Source organism: Arthrobacter sp. PM3, assembly GCF_003352915.1.
Lineage (GTDB): Bacteria > Actinomycetota > Actinomycetes > Actinomycetales > Micrococcaceae > Arthrobacter.
In genome coordinates this window covers 1-19,218 of sequence record NZ_CP022314.1, presented here as the reverse complement: position 1 = coordinate 19,218, position 19,218 = coordinate 1, and the positions used below count along the sequence as shown (strand labels likewise).

Annotated in this window: 17 protein-coding genes and 1 tRNA gene; 12 read left to right on the top strand and 6 right to left on the bottom strand. The window is 69.2% G+C overall.

The genetic code is table 11. From position 1 onward, the window contains the following. Positions 1-94 precede the first annotated feature (94 nt). Complete coding sequence (gene guaA, locus CFN17_RS00090) at positions 95-1,684, top strand: glutamine-hydrolyzing GMP synthase (RefSeq protein WP_208749370.1); 1,590 nt, start codon at positions 95-97, stop codon at positions 1,682-1,684. A 234-nt stretch (positions 1,685-1,918) separates the two neighbouring features. Further along, the gene (locus CFN17_RS00085; RefSeq protein WP_208749369.1) at positions 1,919-6,130 is read left to right on the top strand and encodes an AAA family ATPase; all 4,212 of its coding nucleotides are present in this window, start codon (positions 1,919-1,921) and stop codon (positions 6,128-6,130) included. A 29-nt stretch (positions 6,131-6,159) separates the two neighbouring features. Here CFN17_RS00085 and CFN17_RS00080 read toward each other — a convergent pair whose 3' ends face one another. From CFN17_RS00080 to CFN17_RS00070, 3 genes are all read right to left on the bottom strand, one after another. Continuing rightward, a complete protein-coding gene (locus CFN17_RS00080) occupies positions 6,160-6,918 on the bottom strand; it encodes an SAF domain-containing protein (protein WP_208749368.1) in 759 nt (252 codons plus the stop codon). A gap of 78 nt (positions 6,919-6,996) precedes the next feature. Continuing rightward, positions 6,997-7,263 carry an FmdB family zinc ribbon protein gene (locus CFN17_RS00075; protein WP_208749367.1) on the bottom strand — a complete coding sequence of 89 codons (267 nt, stop codon included), beginning with the start codon at positions 7,261-7,263 and terminating at the stop codon, positions 6,997-6,999. Between the two features lie 139 nt (positions 7,264-7,402). Continuing rightward, a complete protein-coding gene (locus CFN17_RS00070; protein WP_208749366.1) occupies positions 7,403-8,035 on the bottom strand; it encodes a 5-formyltetrahydrofolate cyclo-ligase in 633 nt (210 codons plus the stop codon). A 104-nt stretch (positions 8,036-8,139) separates the two neighbouring features. Between CFN17_RS00070 and galU the strand changes: the two genes are divergently transcribed. From galU to CFN17_RS00025, 9 genes are all read left to right on the top strand, one after another. Continuing rightward, positions 8,140-9,057 (top strand): UTP--glucose-1-phosphate uridylyltransferase GalU, encoded by a 918-nt coding sequence (galU, locus tag CFN17_RS00065; RefSeq protein ID WP_208749365.1) that lies wholly within the window; start codon positions 8,140-8,142, stop codon positions 9,055-9,057. Positions 9,058-9,062: 5 nt separating this feature from the next. Next, entirely contained in the window at positions 9,063-9,683 is a 621-nt protein-coding gene (locus CFN17_RS00060) for a GNAT family N-acetyltransferase (RefSeq protein ID WP_208749364.1), read from the top strand. Positions 9,684-10,001: 318 nt separating this feature from the next. Continuing rightward, on the top strand, positions 10,002-10,793 hold the full coding sequence (locus tag CFN17_RS00055) for a hypothetical protein (protein ID WP_315968641.1): 792 nt from the start codon (positions 10,002-10,004) through the stop codon (positions 10,791-10,793). Between the two features lie 14 nt (positions 10,794-10,807). Further along, positions 10,808-11,620: an SDR family oxidoreductase gene (locus CFN17_RS00050; protein ID WP_208749363.1), complete on the top strand. Its 813-nt coding sequence runs from the start codon at positions 10,808-10,810 to the stop codon at positions 11,618-11,620. A gap of 46 nt (positions 11,621-11,666) precedes the next feature. Next, positions 11,667-11,742, top strand: a tRNA-Ala gene (locus CFN17_RS00045). Positions 11,743-11,888: 146 nt separating this feature from the next. Next, positions 11,889-12,260: a hypothetical protein gene (locus CFN17_RS00040; protein WP_208749362.1), complete on the top strand. Its 372-nt coding sequence runs from the start codon at positions 11,889-11,891 to the stop codon at positions 12,258-12,260. A 39-nt stretch (positions 12,261-12,299) separates the two neighbouring features. Next, on the top strand, positions 12,300-12,776 hold the full coding sequence (locus tag CFN17_RS00035; RefSeq protein WP_208749361.1) for a GatB/YqeY domain-containing protein: 477 nt from the start codon (positions 12,300-12,302) through the stop codon (positions 12,774-12,776). 217 nt (positions 12,777-12,993) lie between these two features. Next, positions 12,994-13,746, top strand: a complete 753-nt coding sequence (locus CFN17_RS00030) for a hypothetical protein (protein WP_208749360.1) — start codon at positions 12,994-12,996, stop codon at positions 13,744-13,746. 151 nt (positions 13,747-13,897) lie between these two features. Further along, on the top strand, positions 13,898-14,221 hold the full coding sequence (locus CFN17_RS00025) for a hypothetical protein (RefSeq protein ID WP_208749359.1): 324 nt from the start codon (positions 13,898-13,900) through the stop codon (positions 14,219-14,221). A 14-nt stretch (positions 14,222-14,235) separates the two neighbouring features. Here the strand turns inward: CFN17_RS00025 and CFN17_RS00020 are convergent, their stop codons facing one another. The 3 genes from CFN17_RS00020 to CFN17_RS00010 are packed head-to-tail and all read right to left on the bottom strand — an operon-like array spanning position 14,236 to position 17,466. Then, positions 14,236-15,894 carry an AarF/ABC1/UbiB kinase family protein gene (locus tag CFN17_RS00020; RefSeq protein ID WP_208749358.1) on the bottom strand — a complete coding sequence of 553 codons (1,659 nt, stop codon included), beginning with the start codon at positions 15,892-15,894 and terminating at the stop codon, positions 14,236-14,238. A gap of 29 nt (positions 15,895-15,923) precedes the next feature. Then, complete coding sequence (corA, locus tag CFN17_RS00015; protein ID WP_208749357.1) at positions 15,924-16,919, bottom strand: magnesium/cobalt transporter CorA; 996 nt, start codon at positions 16,917-16,919, stop codon at positions 15,924-15,926. Positions 16,920-16,926: 7 nt separating this feature from the next. After that, on the bottom strand, positions 16,927-17,466 hold the full coding sequence (locus CFN17_RS00010) for an Lrp/AsnC family transcriptional regulator (protein ID WP_208749356.1): 540 nt from the start codon (positions 17,464-17,466) through the stop codon (positions 16,927-16,929). A gap of 175 nt (positions 17,467-17,641) precedes the next feature. On the opposite strand from CFN17_RS00010, the gene CFN17_RS00005 reads away from it, so the two are divergent. After that, positions 17,642-18,898, top strand: coding sequence for an MFS transporter (locus CFN17_RS00005; protein ID WP_208749355.1), 1,257 nt, complete (start codon positions 17,642-17,644; stop codon positions 18,896-18,898). Positions 18,899-19,218: the final 320 nt, after the last annotated feature.

Here is a 19,218-nt window from a genome sequence, read left to right as displayed (position 1 = left end):
CGGGCGTGTGAGATCGCTTACCCGGGGCGCGATTCGGGGGCCGCAGCGACTTCTCAATGTGCAGGCGGGCAGCGCCGCAAAGTAGGCTAGTGGGGTGACTACTCCCACTGCATCCCAGACGTCCCACAGGCCGGTTCTGGTTGTTGACTACGGTGCCCAGTACGCGCAGCTGATTGCCCGCCGCGTCCGGGAAGCGAATGTGTATTCGGAAGTGGTTCCGCATACCTTCAGCACCGAGCAGCTGCTGGCCAAGAACCCCGCCGCGATCATCCTCTCGGGCGGCCCCGCCAGCGTCTACGCCGACGGTGCCCCCAGCGTCGGTGCCGACCTCTTCGAAGCCGGCGTCCCGGTCTTCGGCATCTGCTACGGCTTCCAGGCCATGGCGAACGCCCTCGGCGGCAAGGTCGACAAGACCGGCCTGCGCGAGTACGGCTCCACGCAGACCACCGTCCTCGGCGACAGCCGGTCCATCCTGGCCGGCATGCCCCAGCACCAGAACACGTGGATGAGCCACGGCGACTCCGTTCATGCGGCGCCGGAGGGCTTTGAAGTGCTCGCGACGACGGCGGGCGCCGAGGTGGCTGCCTTCGCGAACGAGGAAAAGTGCCTCTACGGCGTGCAGTGGCACCCTGAAGTCAAGCACTCGGCCTACGGCCAGCAGGTCCTGGAGAACTTCCTGTTCAAAGGCGCCAAGCTCGAGCCGAACTGGACCACCGGCAACATCCTCGAAGAACAGGTCCAGCGCATCCGCGACCAGATCGGCGACGCCCGGGTCATCTGCGGCCTCTCCGGCGGCGTTGACTCCGCCGTTGCCGCGGCCCTGGTGCAGCGCGCGGTCGGCGACCAGCTGACGTGTGTCTTCGTGGACCACGGGCTGCTGCGCGAAGGCGAAGCCGAACAGGTCGAACGGGACTTTGTGGCCGCCACCGGCGTCAAGCTCTACGTGGCCAACGAGCAGGAACGCTTCCTCAACGCCTTGGCCGGTGTCAGTGATCCCGAGACCAAGCGCAAGATCATCGGCCGCGAATTCATCCGCGCCTTTGAGGAAGCTGAACTGGCGATCATCGCCGAAGCCGCGGCGCACGGTGAGAAGATCAAGTTCCTCGTCCAGGGCACCCTGTACCCGGACGTCGTCGAGTCCGGCGGCGGCGAAGGCGCAGCCAACATCAAGAGCCACCACAACGTCGGCGGGCTGCCGGAGGACCTGCAGTTCGAGCTCGTTGAACCGCTGCGCGCCCTGTTCAAGGACGAGGTTCGCGCGGTCGGCGCCCAGCTGGGCCTGCCGCAGGAAATCGTGGGCCGCCAGCCCTTCCCCGGCCCGGGCCTCGGCATCCGGATCGTCGGCGACGTCACCAAGGAACGCCTGGACCTGCTCCGTAAGGCCGACGCGATCGCCCGCGCCGAACTGACTGCGGCCGGACTGGATGACGAAGTGTGGCAGATGCCGGTCGTGCTCCTGGCGGACGTCCGCAGCGTGGGTGTCCAGGGCGACGGCCGCACCTACGGGCACCCGATCGTGCTCCGTCCGGTGTCCTCCGAGGACGCCATGACCGCCGACTGGTCGCGGTTGCCCTATGATCTCCTGGCCCGGATCTCGAACCGCATCACCAACGAGGTGGACGGCGTCAACCGGGTGGTGCTGGACGTCACCAGCAAGCCGCCGGGAACCATCGAGTGGGAATAGCGGAGTGAATGGCCGGCCTTTCGAGGCCGGCCATTTCCTTTTGTTCCGCACAACGTTCGGCGACAATTCCGGTGGAATTTCGCGCCGCCCAGTGTTGCGGCCCCGCACCGGCGGGTGATTCGGGCTACCCTCGAAGGCATGCCGGTATGGTCCAAGGCCTCCCGCGCGAGCCAGGCAGCCGCGAGCCAGGCAACCGGGAGCGCAGAGAAGTCGAGCACAGAAAAGAAGGCAGCAGTGTCAGTTGGTCAGGGCCACCCCGAGGGCTCCGAGGAGTTCACGAAATGGCTGTCGGGTCTCAAGCCCGTCACCGGAGCAGATACGATGCTGCGCTTCACCAAGACCCCCGAAGGTTCCATTGACCTGACCCATGCCCATCCGTCCGGGCTCGCCCAGCTGATGGCCGGCCGGCGCACCCGGCTCTCGACCCTGATCCGGGACCGCCAGCAGTACGTCATTGCGGCCAGGGCCTCCCGCAACCTGCGCTCCAAGATCTTCGAACTTGCCAACGACCGCGGCATCGACGCGGGATACTTCTCCGCCGGCACGGTGGTCTGGACCTCCGCCGTCGGAGGCAAACCGCAACGTATCTCGGCTCCGGTCATGCTCACGGCCATCTCCCTCACGGTGCGCCCCGGCGAGGACGACTATGAACTGCAGCTCACCGAGCAGGCGCAGATCAACCCTGCCCTGGTCCGCCACCTCAAGACCGTCCACGGGATCGTGTTCGACGTCAATGCGGTGACGCGGATGGCCTACAGCACGGCCCGCTATGACCCCCAGCCCGTCCTGGACCGGCTGGGCACCCTGGTTCAGCCGATTCACGGCGCGGAGGTCGAACACAACCTCCTCGTGTCCACGTTCGCGGACCTGTCGGGCAACCTGGATGATCCGTGGATCAACCAGAACAACGCCGTCGTCACGGCGCTGGCCCGGGCCGGTGCCGGCGAACGGGTCGACGTTCCCCGGCTGGAGCCGGGCCGCTTCCCGAGCACCGATGAGCGGGACCCGGCCCGGGAGCTCCTGCTGCTTGACGCCGACACGGACCAGCAGTACGTCGTCGACGCCGTCCGGGCCGGCGACTCGCTGGTGGTCAGCAGCCCGCCGGGCACCGGCCAGACCCAGACCGCGATCAACACCATCGGCGCCCTCGTCGATGAGGGCAAGACCGTCCTGGTTGTCGGGGACAGGCGGGCCAGCCTCGCCGAGATCTCCTCGCAGCTGGACAGCCTGGGCCTCGATTCGGTGCTGCTGCAGCTCACCGGTAACGCCAGCCCGCTGCAACTCAAGGGCCAGCTGATCCGGGCGATCGTCCGCAACGAGAAATCCCTCCAGCCGCAGCTGAGCAACCTGCACGCCACCCTGACCGGACACCGGCACGCCCTGATGGACCACGTGGCCTCCCTGCACAACGTCCGGGACCGCTGGGGATGCTCCCCGTACGAGGCCATGCAGTCGCTGGCCGAACTGACCTCAATCCAGCCGGCGCCGGCCACGACAGTCCGGCTCAAGCGCAGCGTGCTGGACAACATCCGGGACCGCGAGGAACTTGCCGGCCGGCTCCGCCGTGCCGCGGAGCTCGGCGGCTTCAGCCGCGCGTCGACCTCCAGCCCCTGGCACGGAGCGCGCCTGCTGACCCGCAAGGAAACGCAGGAAGCACAGGCCGTTGCCCGGTCCGTGGCGGAGAACCTGCCGCTGCTGCGCGGACGCATGGACAGCGTGGCCGAACACGCCGAAATCCGGCTCGGCGGGACCTTTGCCGAATGGGGCGAGCAGATCGAACTCCTGGTCGCCGTCCGCGAAAGCCTCGACAAGTTCACCCCCGACATCTTCGACCGGCCCGTCCATGACCTGATCTCCGCCACGGCGTCCTCCGCATGGCGCCGGGAGCGGGGCATCGACATGCCCTCCATGCAGCGGTCCCGGCTCCGGAGGGTGGCGAAGGAATACGTCCGGCCCGGCGTGCACATCGCGGACCTGCACAGCTCCCTGGTCCTCGTGCAGGATCAGCGCGCCGCCTGGTCCGGGTATGCCACGACGCAGCGGCACCCGGCGGTGCCGTCCGGGCTGGCCGAAATTTCCGGGCTCTACCGGGAGCTCGCGGCACAACTCGCCGAACTGGGCCAGGCGGTCAAGCACACCGCCGCGGGCGGCGACCTGGACCGCGCACCCTACGCCGAGCTCCTGGCCCGTGTCCAGGAGCTCGTCGCGGACACCGCGACCCTCGAAACCCTGCCGGAGCGCACGCTGCTGTTGGAGAGCATGCGCGAGCACGGCCTGGGCGAGCTGCTCGCGGACCTCGCCGAGCGTGAGGTCCCCGAGGGCTCGGTGACGGCCGAACTCGAGCTGGCCTGGTGGCAGTCAGCCCTGGAAGCCATGATCAGCGGCGATGACTACCTGGCCATGTCCGACGGCGATGCCCTGCGCCAGCTGGAGGCGGAATACCGGCTCGCGGACAACGCCCATATTGCCAGCGGCGCCGCCCGGCTGCGGTGGAGCCTGTCCGAGCGCTGGCGTGCGGCCATCGGGGAGTACCCGCGCCAGGCCGAGCTGCTCCGGAGCCTGCTGAAGGACGGCCGGGTCACCCTGGCGGCCCTGAGCGGCCAGGCACAGGAGCTGCTGCCCACGCTCGTGCCCGTCTGGTCGGTCAGCCCGTACCTCATGACGGGCCTCCTGCCGATCGAGCAGACGTTCGACGCCGTCGTTATCCTCGACGCCGAGACGACCTCGCTGCAGGCCGTCCTGCCGGCAATCGCCCGGGCCCGTCAGGTTATTGCTTTCGGCGATGAGCAGATCGCCAACCCCCGGAGCTTCACTGTGGGGGTTGAACGGCTCGCCGCCGGGGAGAGCTCCTACCAGAGCGTTGAGAGCGCCTACCGGGCCCTGGCTGCGGTCCTGCCCGTGTGGAACCTGAGGACCGTGTACCGCGCCGTCGACGAAGACCTGGTGCGCCAGCTCAGCAAGGGCTTCTATCGCGGGGAACTCACCCGGCTCCCGGAGGGACAGTCCGCCACCGGCCTGGACCGCGCCCTAAGCGTGGAATACCTGCCCGACGGCACCGGGCTGCCCAGCGCTGACCAGGACGGCGTGGAATCAGTTGTCGCCGAGGTAAACCGCGCGGTGGAGCTCGTCTTCGAGCACGCCCGGCTCCGCCCGCGGACGTCGCTGGCCGTGGTGACCGGCAGCCTCCGGCACGCGGCGCGGATCGGCGAGGCCATCCGGGCGCAGCTGCCCAATTACCCCATGCTCGGCAGCTTCTTCACGGCGGGGGATGAGCCCTTCCGCGTGGTGGACCTGGAACGGGCCCAGGGCCTGGTCCGTGACCACGTCATCTTCTCCCCGGGCTACGGCCGCACACCACACGGGCGCACCCTGCACAGCCTCGGGCCCCTCTCCGCCGACGGCGGCCGCGCGAAGTTCGCCCTGGCGATGACGCGTGCGCGCCGCTCCCTGCACGTGCTGAGCTGCTTCCGCCCCGAGGACCTCGACGTCAGCCGCCTCAGCCACGGCGCCGTGGACTTCTACGAACTGCTGGACCGTGAGATCGCGGGCAACTCCGACCTCGGCAGCCCTGCGTCGCGGGCCGCGGCCAGCGAGCAGGCGCTCGGCGCTGATCCGCTCGTAGCAGACCTGGGGGACCGGCTCCGGGCCCGCGGGGCACGCGTCTGGCACCAGTACGACGGCGTCCTCAACATGGTCGCTGCCGCGGACCCGATGACCACGATCGGCCGGGACGACGCCGAGATTCCGCGCCCGGTGGCCATTGAATCCGACGGCACCAGCCACTACCGGCGGATGAGTGTCCGTGAACGGAGCAGGCTCCGGCCGCAACTCCTGGAGCGCCTTGGCTGGCGTTACATGCCACTATGGACCATAGAGGTCTTCACCGATCCCTCGGCCTGTGCGGACCGGATCGGCGGCTACCTCGGGTTGGAGAAGCCCGCCATCTCCAACCGGCCGCTGGCTTCGCACGGGTTCTTCGACGACGACATCGAGAACCTTGCGATTCATGATGTGCCGGCGGCGGAGCACGTGCTCGCCGGGCACACGTTCACCGGCCCCGCACCGGAGAGACGGGAAACCGGCGGCCGCAAGGCCGGGCACCGGGAGCATCCGGGGCCGGACAGGGCGGGCAGTACAGCAGGTTTGACAGGCAGTGAGGAGGCCGGCGGCATGAGTGCGGACGGCGAGATCCAGGACAACACCAGCGCCGACGAGGGCGCACCCAAAGACGCATCCAAGCTAACGGCAGGCGAACCGGTAGGCGGGCGGCCCGCCCCGGCGTCGTCCGGCGACAAAACGGGCCGCGCGGCGACGCCTGCCACGGTCCCCGGAGGGGTGCTGCCGAACAAGGCAGCCGAAGATGACCCCCGGCGCTGGGGCGACCGCCCGGACAGCTACGACCACGACGCGTGGCTCCAGGAGCAGAAGCCTCCGCACTGGGGCTGAGGCTCCGGCTATGCGCGGGGCCTGGAAGGCTAACCCGGTGCCGCCGCCACGAGCACGAAGTACAGCTTCCCCTGGGTGGATGCGCCCGCCAGGTCCCGTGCCTGGCCGGGCCCGGCCGCCACGACGATCAGCCCGTCCGTGTCCGCTCCGGCCAGCCACGGGCCGGGGCTGCCGCCGTGCCCGGAGGTCCACAGCACGGGGACGGACTCGGCCAGGATGCGGCTTTCGCCGGGTTGTTCGAAGCCGTTGCCGCCGGTGAGAACCACGTTGATGAGTTGCCCGGGGGAGACCAGCTGGATGGACGCCGGGTCAGCCATCCGCAGCGGCACGGCCGCAGACCCCGGCGGGCTCCCCGCGAGCAGGCCCGGACCAAGAATTTGTGCATCGGTGAGGAGCTGGCCCGCGCGCAGCGGCGCTGCAAGCTGTTTTCCCACGAACGCAGCCTCGCCGGCCGGGCTGCCTGAGGGAACCAGCCCGGGCGGGACACTGATGCGGCTGACATCGCCGGGTTCAACGGTTTTTCCGGCAGGAAGATCCGCCGCGGCCGCGAAGGCGGCAACAGTCTGCGCGGGCGCGGGGGTTAGCTGCTGCACCGTGACGCCGGCGGCGACGCACAGGAGGAGGGCCGCGATGAGCCGCCGGTTCCGGTCCAGCCACGCGCGCAGCCGGTGCCGCCGGTTTCCGCGGCGCGGGCGCCGACTGAGGGGGCGGCTGTGCGGCGGGCGTGGCCGGGGCGGGCTCCCTGAACCGGGGAGTGCGCCGGCAATTGAGCCGGGGAAACTTGCCATAGCCTCACGCTACGGAGCGGCCGGGCCCGGCGGCAGCTGCGGGACCGGCTATGTGGACAACCGGCGTGCGGAACCGGCTTAGCTGGCGGCGGCCGCGGCAGGAGCGGCTGCGGCTGCGGGCGCTGCCGCGGGGGCGGCAGGAGCCGGAGCAACGGTGCTGCCCTTGGTGTCGCGCGAATCGGTCCGGTAGAAGCCGGAGCCCTTGAACACCACGCCGACGCTGTTGAACTTCTTGCGCAGCGTGCCCTGGCACTCGGGGCAGGAAGTCAGGGAGCTGTCACTGAACGACTGCACGATCTCGAAGGCGTGGCTGCAGTCCTTGCAGGCATATGCATACGTGGGCACTTCAAATCCTCACTCTGGGACAAACGAGCAGGTCCCGTGCTGTCGAGGCGGGAACCTTGCCGATATGGCTGTCGGCGGGGTCCATCCTTTAGCAGTCGCAGGGCCTGAGTGCCAATTCTATCATCCCGGCCCGGGCCCGCTAGTGGAGCCGGATGATCCCGCCGGGGGTCAGTGCCACGTCAACCTTGCGGTCGAAGGACTCCGCCGGAATGCTGCCCGCGGGCAGAACCTCCGTGTCATAGACGACGGCGGCAGTCGCCAGCGCCCCGGCGGTTGCTGCCGGGGCCGCCCCGCCGGGCTCCGGCAGCAGGGCGGCAAGGGCGGCAAGGAATTTGTCGTAGTAGCCGCCGCCCTGTCCGATCCGGTTACCCGAGAAGTCCAGTGCCGTGGCGGGCAGGAAAATGGCGGTCGCGTCCCGCATCACCGCGGTTCCGTGGCGCGGGCCTACGGGTTCCTGGATGGGAGCGTACCGGCTGCGGACGAACGGGGATTGCGGCGTCCATTCCACCCAGCTCAGTTCGAGTTCCGTTTCGCAGACCGGCAGTAGGACGCGGTGTCCGGCGTCCGCCAGTGCGGTCAGCAGCGGCAGAGTGGGCGGCTCGGCACCCACGCCCAAATACGCGGCAAACATGCCCCGGCGGCCGCTGGTAAGCCCGGACGCCCATTCGAGCCCGTGCCGGGCAATGCCGGTGGCGGCGGCGTCGAGGGCTGGCTGCGTCAGCGCGGCACGCCTTGCCCTGTGACTGGAGCGAATATCCTCTTTCGACGCCATGCCGGCCCGTCCCCTGCCTCGTGCTACCCGCCCGCGCCGCCGGAGGGCCCGCGGAGGGATTCGAATAATTACGCAATGATTGGTCCCTCCGTTAGATTAGTCGAGTGAATACACCCAATGCTTCCGTCCGCAAGGCCGTCATCCCCGCCGCGGGCCTTGGTACCAGGTTTCTTCCCGCCACGAAGGCCATGCCCAAGGAAATGCTGCCTGTGGTTGACAAGCCGGCCATCCAGTATGTCGTCGAAGAGGCCGTGAATGTCGGTCTGAACGACATCCTGATGATCACCGGCCGCAACAAGCGGGCGTTGGAGGACCACTTCGATCGTGTCCCCACGCTGGAGTCCACCCTGAAGGAAAAGGGCGACACCGCCAAGCTTGAGTCCATTCAGGCCGCGAGCAACCTCGGCGACATCCACTACGTCCGCCAGGGCGACCCCATGGGCCTGGGCCACGCCGTGCTTCGCGCCCGGCAGCACGTCGGCAACGAGCCGTTCGCCGTCCTTCTGGGCGATGACCTCATTGACGCCCGTGATGAGCTCCTGAGCACCATGATTGAAGTCCAGGCCAAGACCGGCGGGTCGGTTGTCGCCCTGATCGAGGTGGACCCGTCCCAGATCAGCGCCTACGGCTGTGCCGATGTCGAATCGATCGGCGGCGAGGAATTTGTCCGCATCAAGCACCTCGTCGAGAAGCCCGACGTCGCGGACGCGCCGTCCAACCTGGCCGTGATCGGCCGCTACGTCCTGCATCCGGCAGTTTTCGATGTGCTGGAGCGCACCGCGCCGGGCCGCGGCGGGGAAATCCAGCTCACCGACGCGCTGCAGGAACTCTCCACCGGCACCGGTGAAGGCTACGGCGTGTACGGCGTCGTCTTCCGCGGCCGCCGCTACGACACCGGCGACAAGCTCAGCTACCTCAAGGCCTGCGTCCAGCTCGCCTGCGACAGCGAGGACCTCGGCCCGGGGCTGCGCGAATGGCTGCCCGGCTTCGCGTCCAGCCTGGCACCCAGCCTCGCCAAGTAATTCCCGTGGGGGGCAGTTTCACCTGGCCGGTGACCTTGGAGAGCGGCGATATTGTGCTGCGCCCCATCCGGTACCGGGACCGCAAGGAGTGGACGGCGCTCCGGTCCCGCAACAGTGAGTGGCTGGCCCCCTGGGAGGCGTCCAACCCGGTCCCCGGCGGCGGGCTGCCGGACTACCGGCAGATGGTGCGGTCGCTGAAGGCCCAGGCCGCGCAGGCCACGGCGCTGCCGTTCGTGATCGCCGAATGGACGCCCGGCCACCGGGCGCCGGTGATCGTGGGACAGCTGACCGTGTCTTCTATCGTGTGGGGGTCGGCGATGATGGCAACCCTCGGCTACTGGGTGGACAAGGAGCGGGCCGGCCGGGGGATTGCCCCGACCGCCGTGGCCATGGCGACGGACTTCTGCTTCGGAACCCTTGGCCTGCACCGCATGGAAATCAACATCCGGCCGGAAAACGGACCCAGCCTGCGGGTGGTGGAAAAACTCGGCTTCCGGGACGAGGGATACCGGCCCCGTTACCTGCACATCAACGGGGAATGGGCTGATCACCGCACCTTCGCTCTCACTGCCGAGGAAGTACCCGGGGGGCTCCTCGCGCGGTGGCTGCGAACCCGCCAGGGCTGACCCCGTGACCGCCGTCTGACCAGCGCAGACGCCCGGTCACGACCATTTGCCGCCGTGCGCGCGACACACCCCTGACAATGCGGCGCCGCACCCCCTATACCTCATACGGTTTTGAGTGTGGACTTCCCTCTTAGCAGCTCTGTGATCCTTGTCATTGCTGTTGCGCTCTGGATCGTGTGGGTGGCGCCCTACATTCTCCGGAACGGGCGGCACCAGCTGCACCCTGCCGTCGACTTCGTGGCGGACGCCGCAGACCTTGAACCAGCAGACCCACAAGCGGGGAAGGTTTTGAAAATGGCGGCCCAGCAGGAGAAACCCATGGACAGCATCAGGCGCGCTGAGTCTGCAGGCGGGTCCGCCGCGTCCGGCGTGCAGCCCGTTGCCGCTACCGACTCCCCGGCGTTCAGGATCCGGTGGGGCCGGCTGATCCTTGCCGTGGCCGGGCTCGTATCGCTGCTCACCGGTGTGGTGTCCGCGCTCCTTCGTTTGTTCGGCCTCGGCTCCGGCTGGCTGCCCCTCACCGCCTTGCTCGGTGCGGCCGTTTCCGTGACGCTGCTCCGCCGCCTCGCAGTCCGTGACCGCCGGCGCAAAATGAACGCCGCGTTCCGTGCCGCCATGGCCAGCCCGGCGCCCAGGCCGGCCCGGACGTCGGCGCCGGACAGCGCTTCGTCCCTTCCTGCCCGCCAAGACGCCGCCAGGCCGGAAAACCCGCCCTTCGACGCCGAGGCCGGCCGCGGGACGCCGGAACCGGCGCCCCGGCCTCTGACGGCCCTGGACCTCCGCCAGGCCGCGCTGGCCGAAGCTGCGGCGTCGGGCGATGCCTCGGCAGTGCCCGCTCCCGCCGCAGCCGCGGAGGGTTCCAGCTGGGAGCCCGTCGACGTGCCCAAGCCCACCTACGTCGAGGCGCCAAAGGCCGAACGTGCGGCCCCCAAGCCGCTTGACCTGCCGCAGGCGCCCAAAGCTGTCGGCAAGCCGTCCCTCAAGCAGGCCTCGGCACGGCCGGCCGCGTCCGAACGTCGGGCGGCCGATGACGCAGAGACGAAGCAGCTCAGCAAGGCCCAGAGCGCTTTGAGCAACCTCGACGACGTCCTGCAGCGCCGGCGCGCCTGATCCGGCCTCGAGTCATGACCAGGATCTGCGTTGCCGGCGGTACCGGCCAGGTGGGCCGTGAAGTGGTCCGGCAGGCTGTCGAGGCCGGGCACAGCGTGGCTGTCGTGAGCCGCAACCCGCCCGCGGCAGGCACTCCGGGCAGGATCGGAGGGGCAGAGTACTTCCGCGCGGACGTGACGACGGGCAACGGCCTCGGCGACGCTATGGCCGGGGCCGACGTCGTGATCGACTGTTTGGAGGGACGCTCCGGTAAAGCACTGAAGAACTTCGCAGACGGCGGCGCCCGGCTCCTGGCCGCCGCCCGGGAAGCGGGCACGCCCAGGGCTGTGATGCTGTCCATCGTGATTTGTGATCGCAGCGACGCCGCGTTCTATCGCTCGAAGGCTGCCAAGGAACACGTCTACGGGCAGTCCGGACTCGACACGGTGGTGGTCCGGGCCACCCAGTTCCACTCGCTGCTGGCCATGTTCTTCGGCGCCGGCGCGAAAGTGCGGCTCATCCCGGTGATCAGGGGCGCCCGCTTCCAGCCCGTCTCCCCGGCCGACGTGGCTGCCGTGCTCTTGGAAACTGCGCTGGACCCGGGACCGGGACCCGTGGCGGGCCCGCACCACCGGGTGCTGACCGTCGGCGGTCCGGAATCCGGGGACATGGCAGGTTTCGCCGGTCAATGGCAGCGGGCGACCGGCGCGAAGGGGCTCCTCGTGCGGGTTCCGCTGCCCGGAGCCATGGGCCGCTACTTGCGGTCGGGGCTCAATCTGGCGCCGGAAGCGCGACACGGCAACGAGACATTCCGGGGCTGGCTGGAAAACCGCGCCGATAGTTTGTAGCCTAGGGAAACCGGCAACGCCGTTCCTCCAGGACCGGCGTTGCTTCGGGGCTATAGCTCAGTTGGTAGAGCGCTTCGTTCGCATCGAAGAGGTCAGGAGTTCGAATCTCCTTAGCTCCACCATTACTCCGTCATCACCGGGTAGTTCCACAACACGTGAACCGGCCGTTGACGGCCGGACGGGACGGTCCGGTCCCCGGCAGCGACGCCAGCGCCGAATCCAGCGCATCATTACAGCGCATATTCGAGTGCAGACAAGGCGGCCCAGCATGAAGAACACCTCTTCCACCACGCTGGCCCTGCTGACCCTCGTCCTGGCGGCCGGATGCTCCGCCGCACCGGATGCCGGCACCCCGGCCGGGAACCCCTCGGGCGGTCCTGCAGTGACGCTTCCCAGCCCGAACGCTGCCCAGCAGGAGGCGCTGCTGGCCTCGCTGGCCGGGATCGACCCGCGACTGGCCGACGGCCAGGCCGTGGACAGGGCCCGCAGCCTGTGCGGCAGCATCCTGGGGATGGCCACCGGCGACCAGCTCATCGCCGCCGCGAAGGCCCGATTCACCGCCGTCGGGGGATCGCAGCTCACGGACGGAGACGCCCAGCGGATCCTGACGGCGATCAGTGCCAACGGGTTCTGCAGGTAGGCTCACGACGCTAGCCTTGTCAGTGACGCAAGGAGAACCATGACCACCCTCAAAGAACGCCTGCACGCCGACGTCGTGAGCCACATGAAGGACCGCAACAAGGTGGCCCTCACCACGGTGCGCAACGTGCTGGGCGAGATCGAAACCCGGGAAAAATCAGGCAAGACGCCGATCGAACTGGACGACGCGCAAGTGACCGCGCTCCTGCAAAAGGAAGCCGCCAAGCGCCGTGACACCGCCCGCATCTACACCGAAGCCGGCGAATCCGGGCGCGCCGCGGCCGAAATCGCCGAGGCTGAGGTGATTGAGGCCTACCTGCCCAAACCACTCACCGCCGCAGAGGTCGAGACAATCGTGGACGAGGCGATCGCATCCCTCAAGGCCGACGGCGTCGAGCTGTCCCAGCGCCAGCTGGGGGCCGTGATGAAGCCCGTCACCGCCCAGGTGGCCGGACGCTTCGACGGCAAGGCCGTCAGCGAGATCGTGCGCCGTCGCCTCGGGGAGCAGGGAGCGTAATCCAGCAGTCCGCTCACCGGGGCGGCTCACCGGGACGGGGAATCCGGCCCCGGACGACGCGGAGATGAACAACGGCACAAGGTTGGCTCAGCATTGGCGCAGGATGCGGCCGAAGCCGCTGACGGGCCCGGAATCGGCGGTTCCGGACGGGTAATGTGGCGCTGGCTGCTGATGGGGGCGGCGGCGGTCTCACCATCCGTTGTGAAAGGAATCTCCTGTGGCAGGAATCTTTGGCTGGCTCGGTGCACTGGGCACCACCGGCAAAGCAGTAGTAGTTGCATCCGTCGTGGTCACCGGCGGGGCAGGCGCGGCGGCCGCCACCGCAACCGCCGACTTCCCGACCGACCCCGTATCGACCACGACGTCGACCGACACTCCCACCGACTCCCCGTCGCCTGAACCGACCGGCACGGCGACTGCCGACCCGGCCGACGCAACCGACCCGGCAGGCTCGGAGACGCCGGAGCCGACCGATACCGCGACCGCTGACCCGGCCGAGGCAACCGACCCCGCCGGGTCCGAGACGCCGGAGGCGGACGACCAGGAGTCGGCCGAGCCGACCGACCCGGCCGGCTCCCAGACGCCGGAGGCCGACGACCAGGGCCAGGACGAGGCCGACGCCCAGGGCGACGACGAGGGCACCGAACAGGGCGACGACGAGGGCACCGAGGACGGACCCGCCGCACCGGCAACATCCGCCCCTGCTCCGGAGGCCCCCTCCGCCCCCGCGGCACCCTCCAACGATGACGCCGGCGACGCCCCCGAAACGCACGCCCCCGAAGCGCACGGCGACGGCCACTCGAACGGCAACAGCGCGTGGGCGCACCAGAATGCCGAGGAGCACCGTGCGGCAGGCCAGGCCAACGCCGCCGAGCACCGCGGCGACCGTGGTGACCACGAGGACAGCGGCGAGCACGGCGGTGCGTCCAACGGCCACGGTGACTCCGGGAAACACGGTCGCGACGACTAAACCGGACACAACAGCTTGCGCCAGGCAGCCGGGTCCGGACCTCTGGGGCCGGGCCCGGCTGTTGTTACCTCCCGAAGATCCGGCGGTTTGAAATGCAGTGTCCGGGCCGGTCGAAGCGGTGCGGGACCCCGATCCGCGGGATAATGGATGCATGACCGACCAGGAGCAGGACCGCGACCCGTGGGAGGAGTTCGACAGCCTCAAGGCCGCCGGCCCGGACCGCGTTGCCGGCTATCCCGGCGGTGAGCCGCAAGGCTTCGGTTTCCGGACCGGTGTCCGCAGCGCCCGGGTGGCCTTCGGATTCGCCGTCTATTCGCTTGCCCTCGGCAGCATCCTGGTCCTCACCGGAGCGATCGTATTCATCGGCAGCGGGAAATGGCTGCTGCTTGGGCTCATGGTGCTCATCGAGGTGGTTTTTGTCCTGGCGTTCCGGCGGCTCGTGATTCTGGCCAGGAACCGGCGCTTGTCGGGTTAGGCCGGCCGTCACTCTTACCGGCGGTGCCGCGCCGTCAGGGCCAGATAGGTTCCCAGCGCGCCGACCCCGCCGATCCCTGCGGCGAACAGGGCCTGGGGCCAGTTCCGCCAGCGGTCCGGCTGCATGGCCACGAGTTCCCCTACCGCGTTGATCAGGGCCGCCGTGATCAGGCCAGCGACTATCCTGTTTCCGGATTTCTCAGCCCTGTCCATGAGCCGGTCCAGTTCCTCCGCCCGGAAGTGGACGTCGAATCCGCCGCGCTCCAGCACGTCCACCACGCGCCGGATCATCTCCGGCGCCTCTGTCCCGAGCCTCAGTGCCTCCCAGCCAAGCGTCTTGAAGCGCTCGGCCAGGGCAGCGGGGGAGAGGGAGGCGAGGATGACACTGCGGGTGAACGGTGCCAGTTGCGAGGCCAGCTCGAACCCGGGATCCAGCTGTTTGCCCAGCCCGTCGGCCATCACGAGCATCTTCACCATGAGCGCGGTTTCGCGCGGGAGGCGGAGCCGGTGGCCGCGCAGGAGGGCTGCCAGTTCGGCGATGACCGGGACGACCGGGACCTCCGCCAGCGGCCGGTCCTGGTAGCGCTCCATGAGCCGGCCCAGCCCCGCCTCCAGGCCCGCGGGAGCTCCGACCGCACCCGGGTCGCACAGCTGGTTCACGGCAGCGGCAAGCCGCCTGGCGTCGCGGTCGGCCACGGCCAGCAGCACGCGGACCAGGCCGCCGCGGAGGGTGTCGCTGATGGTCCCGACCATGCCGAAGTCGATGATGCCCAGACGGCCGTCAGCCTCTACAAAGAAGTTCCCGGGGTGGGGGTCGGCGTGGAAGAAGCCGTCTTCGAAGACCATCTTCAGCAGGACGTTGCAGGCCTCGACGGCGAGGGCGCCGGTGTCGATGCCGGCCTCCCGGAGGGCGGCGGCATCGTTGATTTTGATTCCCCGGATGCGTTCCATCGTGAGGACCCGGGATGTGGTGGCGTTCCAATAGACCCGGGGGATGTGGACACGGCTGTCGCCGGCGAAGTTCGCGGCGAACCGCTCGGCGTTGCCGGCCTCCTGCACATAGTCCAGTTCCGCGCGCATGGTCTGCGCAAATTCGTCCACCAGGGCGGCCGGACGGTAGCCCGCCACGGCCGCGGAGGCCTGTTCGGCACGCTTGGCGAGTTCGGCCATGATCTCCAGGTCCTCGTTGACCTGAGCCACGACGCCGGGGCGGCGGACTTTGACGACGACGTCGGCCGGCCGGCCGGCGTCGGGCTCCAGTATGGCGGTGTGGACCTGGCCGATGGAGCCGGTGGCGAGCGGGACGTCGTCCAGGGCAGCCAGCAGCCCGGCGGCGGCGGGACCGAGCTCCTCGCTGATGACCGCACGGATGCCGGCCGCGGGGACCGGCGGGGAAGCGTCCTGCAGCCTGGCGAGCTCCGCCGCGTACTCCGGCGGAAGGACGTCGGTGCGCGTGGACACGATCTGCCCGAACTTGATGTAGACGGCGCCGAGATCCTCCAGGGCGAGCCGGACGCGGACCGGGACGCTCACTCCGCGGGGCGGACCCGGGCGGCCTGGGGAGCCGCCGGCGGAGACAATCCGGTCCAGTCCCAGGGAGTCCACGGCGAAGCCCAACCCGTGCCTGGTCAGGGTCTCCACGATGAACCGGAACCGGTCCCGCCGTGCGCTCATGACGCCAGACTACACGGCAGGGGTTCGGGCTAGAGCCAGTTCTTCTTCTTGAAGATCGCGTACATCAGCGCCGCCGTTACGGCCATGAGGCCCAGGGCCATCGGATACCCGAAGGCCCAGTGCAGCTCCGGCATGTGGTCGAAGTTCATGCCGTAGAGGCCCGCCACGAAGGTCGGTGCGAAGAAGATGGCCGCCCACGACGAGATCTTCTTGACCTGCTCGTTCTGTTCCGCGCTGGCCTCGTTCTGGCGGTTGGCGGTCAGGGTCCCGTCCAGGGTGAGGGCGTTCTGCAGCAGGTCCCGGAAGGAATCGGCACGGGAAATGAGCCGCTCCACGTGGTCCTCGACGTCGCGGAGGCTGTGCTGCAGTTCAGTGTCCACCCGGTACTTCTCGAAGCCGCGCCGCAGCTGCTGCATCATGGCCGGCAGCGGATGGATGGCGCGCTGGAAGTGGATCACTTCCCGGGCCAGTTCGTAGATGCGGCGGGACACGAGCGGGTCGCCGCTGAAGAGCTGGTCCTCGATCTCGTCGATATCGTTTTCGAGCCCGGCGACCACAGGCCCGTAGTCATCGACCACCTGGTCCATGAGCGCGTACAGGACTGATTCGGGGCCGTGGCACAGCAGGTCGGGGCGGCGCTCCAGGCGGCGCCGGACCTGCCCCACCACTGCCGTCTCGGCGTGCCGGACGGTCACCACGAAGTTCCGCCCCGTGAAGACGTGGAGCTCGCCGAACTCCACCGTCTCGGTCTCATCCAGGTACCGGGCAGGACGCAGCACCGTGAACAGGTTGTCGTCGTAGCGTTCCAGCTTGGGCCGCTGATGCGCGGAAATGGCGTCCTCCACCGCGAGCCGGTGCAGGCCGAACTCCGCCGCGACCGCCGCCATCTCATCCGGAGTGGGCCGGTAGAGGCCGATCCACGCCATGCCCCCGTTCTCGGTCAGGGTCTCGAAGGTCTGCTCGAGGTTCCGCGGCTCGGCCCGGCGGATGCCATCCACGTAGACGGCGTTGTCGATGATAGTCACCGGGACATTATCCAGTGTTCACCTGGACGTCGGCGGAACCGGCCCGGCGCGGGGCCGACCGGCCGGGAGCCAGCGCGCTGCCCTGGACCAGCCGGCTGATGAGCGGCTCCGTGCGGTACGGGATGTGGGTGTGCAGCGCCAGGACGGTTTCGGTGCGGATGACCCCCTTGATCCGCAGGATCGACCGGAGGGCGGCCTGGAGGTTATGGGTGTCGGTCGCCACGACACGGCACCAGACGTCGCCGCGCCCGGAGATCTCGTGGACCTCCAGGACCTGGGGGATCAGCCGCAGGGCCCCGACCACGCCGTCGAGTTCCCGGTGCGTGACCTCGATCGTCACGAACGCGACGACGTCGTAGCCCACCGCTTCGAGGTCGATCTCCCGGCCGCCGTCGTGCAGTATGCCCGAGCGCAGCATGCGCCGCACGCGCGACTGGGCGGTGTTCCGCGCGATGCCCAGGGCGTCGCTGAGCTCGCCGATCTGGATCCGCGGATCCCGGATCAGTTCGAGCAGGATCTTCAGGTCGGTGGGGTCCAGACTGTTCAAATCATCACTCCGGTTCACTTCAACAGTCCGAGAATGACTGTTTTGATCAATTTTGGCACAAAACTTATCCATCACGTCCACCGATGCCGCAGTCTTTAGGTATCAATCGTCGACCGGGCCGTCGGTGTTCCCCACAGGGAACACATGCGGCCCGATTTCATGCAGGGGCACGGACATGACTGTCTTCAGCGAACTTCGCATGCGCCCAACCACGGCTGACCGCTGGGGCTGGGACGCGTCCACCACCGCACGGCTCGTGATGGCCGGCGTCGTGATCTTCACCCTGCTCGTCGGCGCAAACCTTGCGACGCCCTTGTACCCCCTGCTGCAGGCGAAGCTCGGGATCACCGCGCTGGACGTGACGGTGGCATTCGCGGCCTACGTGCTCGCGCTCGTGGCGACCCTGATCCTGGCCGGACACTGGTCCGACCACATCGGCCGGCGCGCCGCCCTGGTGCTGGCGGTCCTGGTGGGCCTGGCCGGCGGCTTCGTCTTTGCCACCGCCGACAGCCTCGCGGCGCTCACGGCCGGGCGCGCGCTGCAGGGCATCGCGGTCGCGCTTGCCACCGGTGCCAGTTCCGCCGCCCTGCGCGAACTCCTGCCGAGCCGGCCGGAGTGGGCCTCGCGGTTCACCCTCCTGGCCTCGGCCGGAGGCGTTGCCGCCGGCCCCGCGATCGGCGGACTGCTCTCCCTGCTGCCCGGTCCGACGTCGACGCCGTACTACCTGCACTCCCTGGTCCTCGCCGGCATGCTCGTGCCGCTCTACCTGCTCAAGGCCCGCCCCGCCATCAGCCTGCACGCCGGGCCGCAGCCGCTGCGCGTCCTGGCCCCGCGGCGGCCCTCCGTCTCAAGCGAGGCGCGCGGCGCGTTCTGGCTGGCCTCGTCCGTGGGCTTCCTCAGCTTCACCGTGTTCGGCTTCTGCCTCTCGCTAGCCCCCGGCTACTTCGCCCAGATTGTCCATGCCGACTCACGGCCGTTGATCGGCGTGCTGGCCGGCCTGACGCTGGGGTCTTCGGCCCTGAGCCAGCTGCTGGCGATCCGCGGGCGGTTTGCCGTGCCGGCGGGCCTGGCCGTGCTGGGCGTCTCGGTGCTGCTGATCGCCGCGGCCGCCGCCTGGAGCAGCCCGTGGCTGCTCATCCTGGCCAGCATTAGCGCCGGCGTGGGGCAGGGCGTGGCCTTCCGGACCGTTTTCAATGAGGTCGCCGGAAAGGTCGAGGCCGACAGGCACGCCCAGATCATCAGCACCGTCTACGTCATCACGTACCTCGGCAGCGCCCTGCCGGTCATCGGGCTGGGCCTCGCGGCGGGGATGGTGGGGCTGCAGGCCGCCGTCGGCGGGTTCGTGACGCTGTGCGCGGCCGCCGCCATGGTGCTGGCGGCCGTCACCCTGCGCAGCGCCCTGCACCGGAATGTAGTGCGCCGGCCCGCCTAAGGCCGTACTGTGCCGTGCCGCCTAGGAGACTGCTGAACTAATCGCTTTTGAGAGGGGTCGGGCGGGCGCGTGAGCGCTTTGCCCGGCCCTTCGGGCGTGTGCGGGTGGCCGGTTCGGATTCCGTTGGGTGGTCAGTTGTCGGTTTGGGGCGGAGGCCTGGTGCCGAGGGGCCCTCCGGGTCTTTCCAGGGCCTTGGGGCGGCCCTCACGCGATGGCCCAGGATCCGTGTTCGCTGGTGAGTCCGAGCTTCAGGAGCCTGCGGAGGTTCAGCCCGGCGATCCGTAGCTGCAGCCAGGCGTTGTTTCGGCTGGTGCCGCGAT

Bases quoted from the DNA above. Each gene is read 5' to 3' on its own strand.
- CFN17_RS00055 (WP_315968641.1), top strand. From the start codon at position 10,002: ATGGACAGCATCAGGCGCGCTGAGTCTGCAGGCGGGTCCGCCGCGTCC.
- CFN17_RS00005 (WP_208749355.1), top strand. From the start codon at position 17,642: ATGACTGTCTTCAGCGAACTTCGCATGCGCCCAACCACGGCTGACCGC.
- CFN17_RS00080 (WP_208749368.1), bottom strand. From the start codon at position 6,918: ATGGCAAGTTTCCCCGGCTCAATTGCCGGCGCACTCCCCGGTTCAGGG.
- CFN17_RS00040 (WP_208749362.1), top strand. From the start codon at position 11,889: ATGAAGAACACCTCTTCCACCACGCTGGCCCTGCTGACCCTCGTCCTG.
- CFN17_RS00035 (WP_208749361.1), top strand. From the start codon at position 12,300: ATGACCACCCTCAAAGAACGCCTGCACGCCGACGTCGTGAGCCACATG.
- CFN17_RS00025 (WP_208749359.1), top strand. From the start codon at position 13,898: ATGACCGACCAGGAGCAGGACCGCGACCCGTGGGAGGAGTTCGACAGC.
- CFN17_RS00050 (WP_208749363.1), top strand. From the start codon at position 10,808: ATGACCAGGATCTGCGTTGCCGGCGGTACCGGCCAGGTGGGCCGTGAA.
- CFN17_RS00070 (WP_208749366.1), bottom strand. From the start codon at position 8,035: ATGGCGTCGAAAGAGGATATTCGCTCCAGTCACAGGGCAAGGCGTGCC.
- CFN17_RS00020 (WP_208749358.1), bottom strand. From the start codon at position 15,894: ATGAGCGCACGGCGGGACCGGTTCCGGTTCATCGTGGAGACCCTGACC.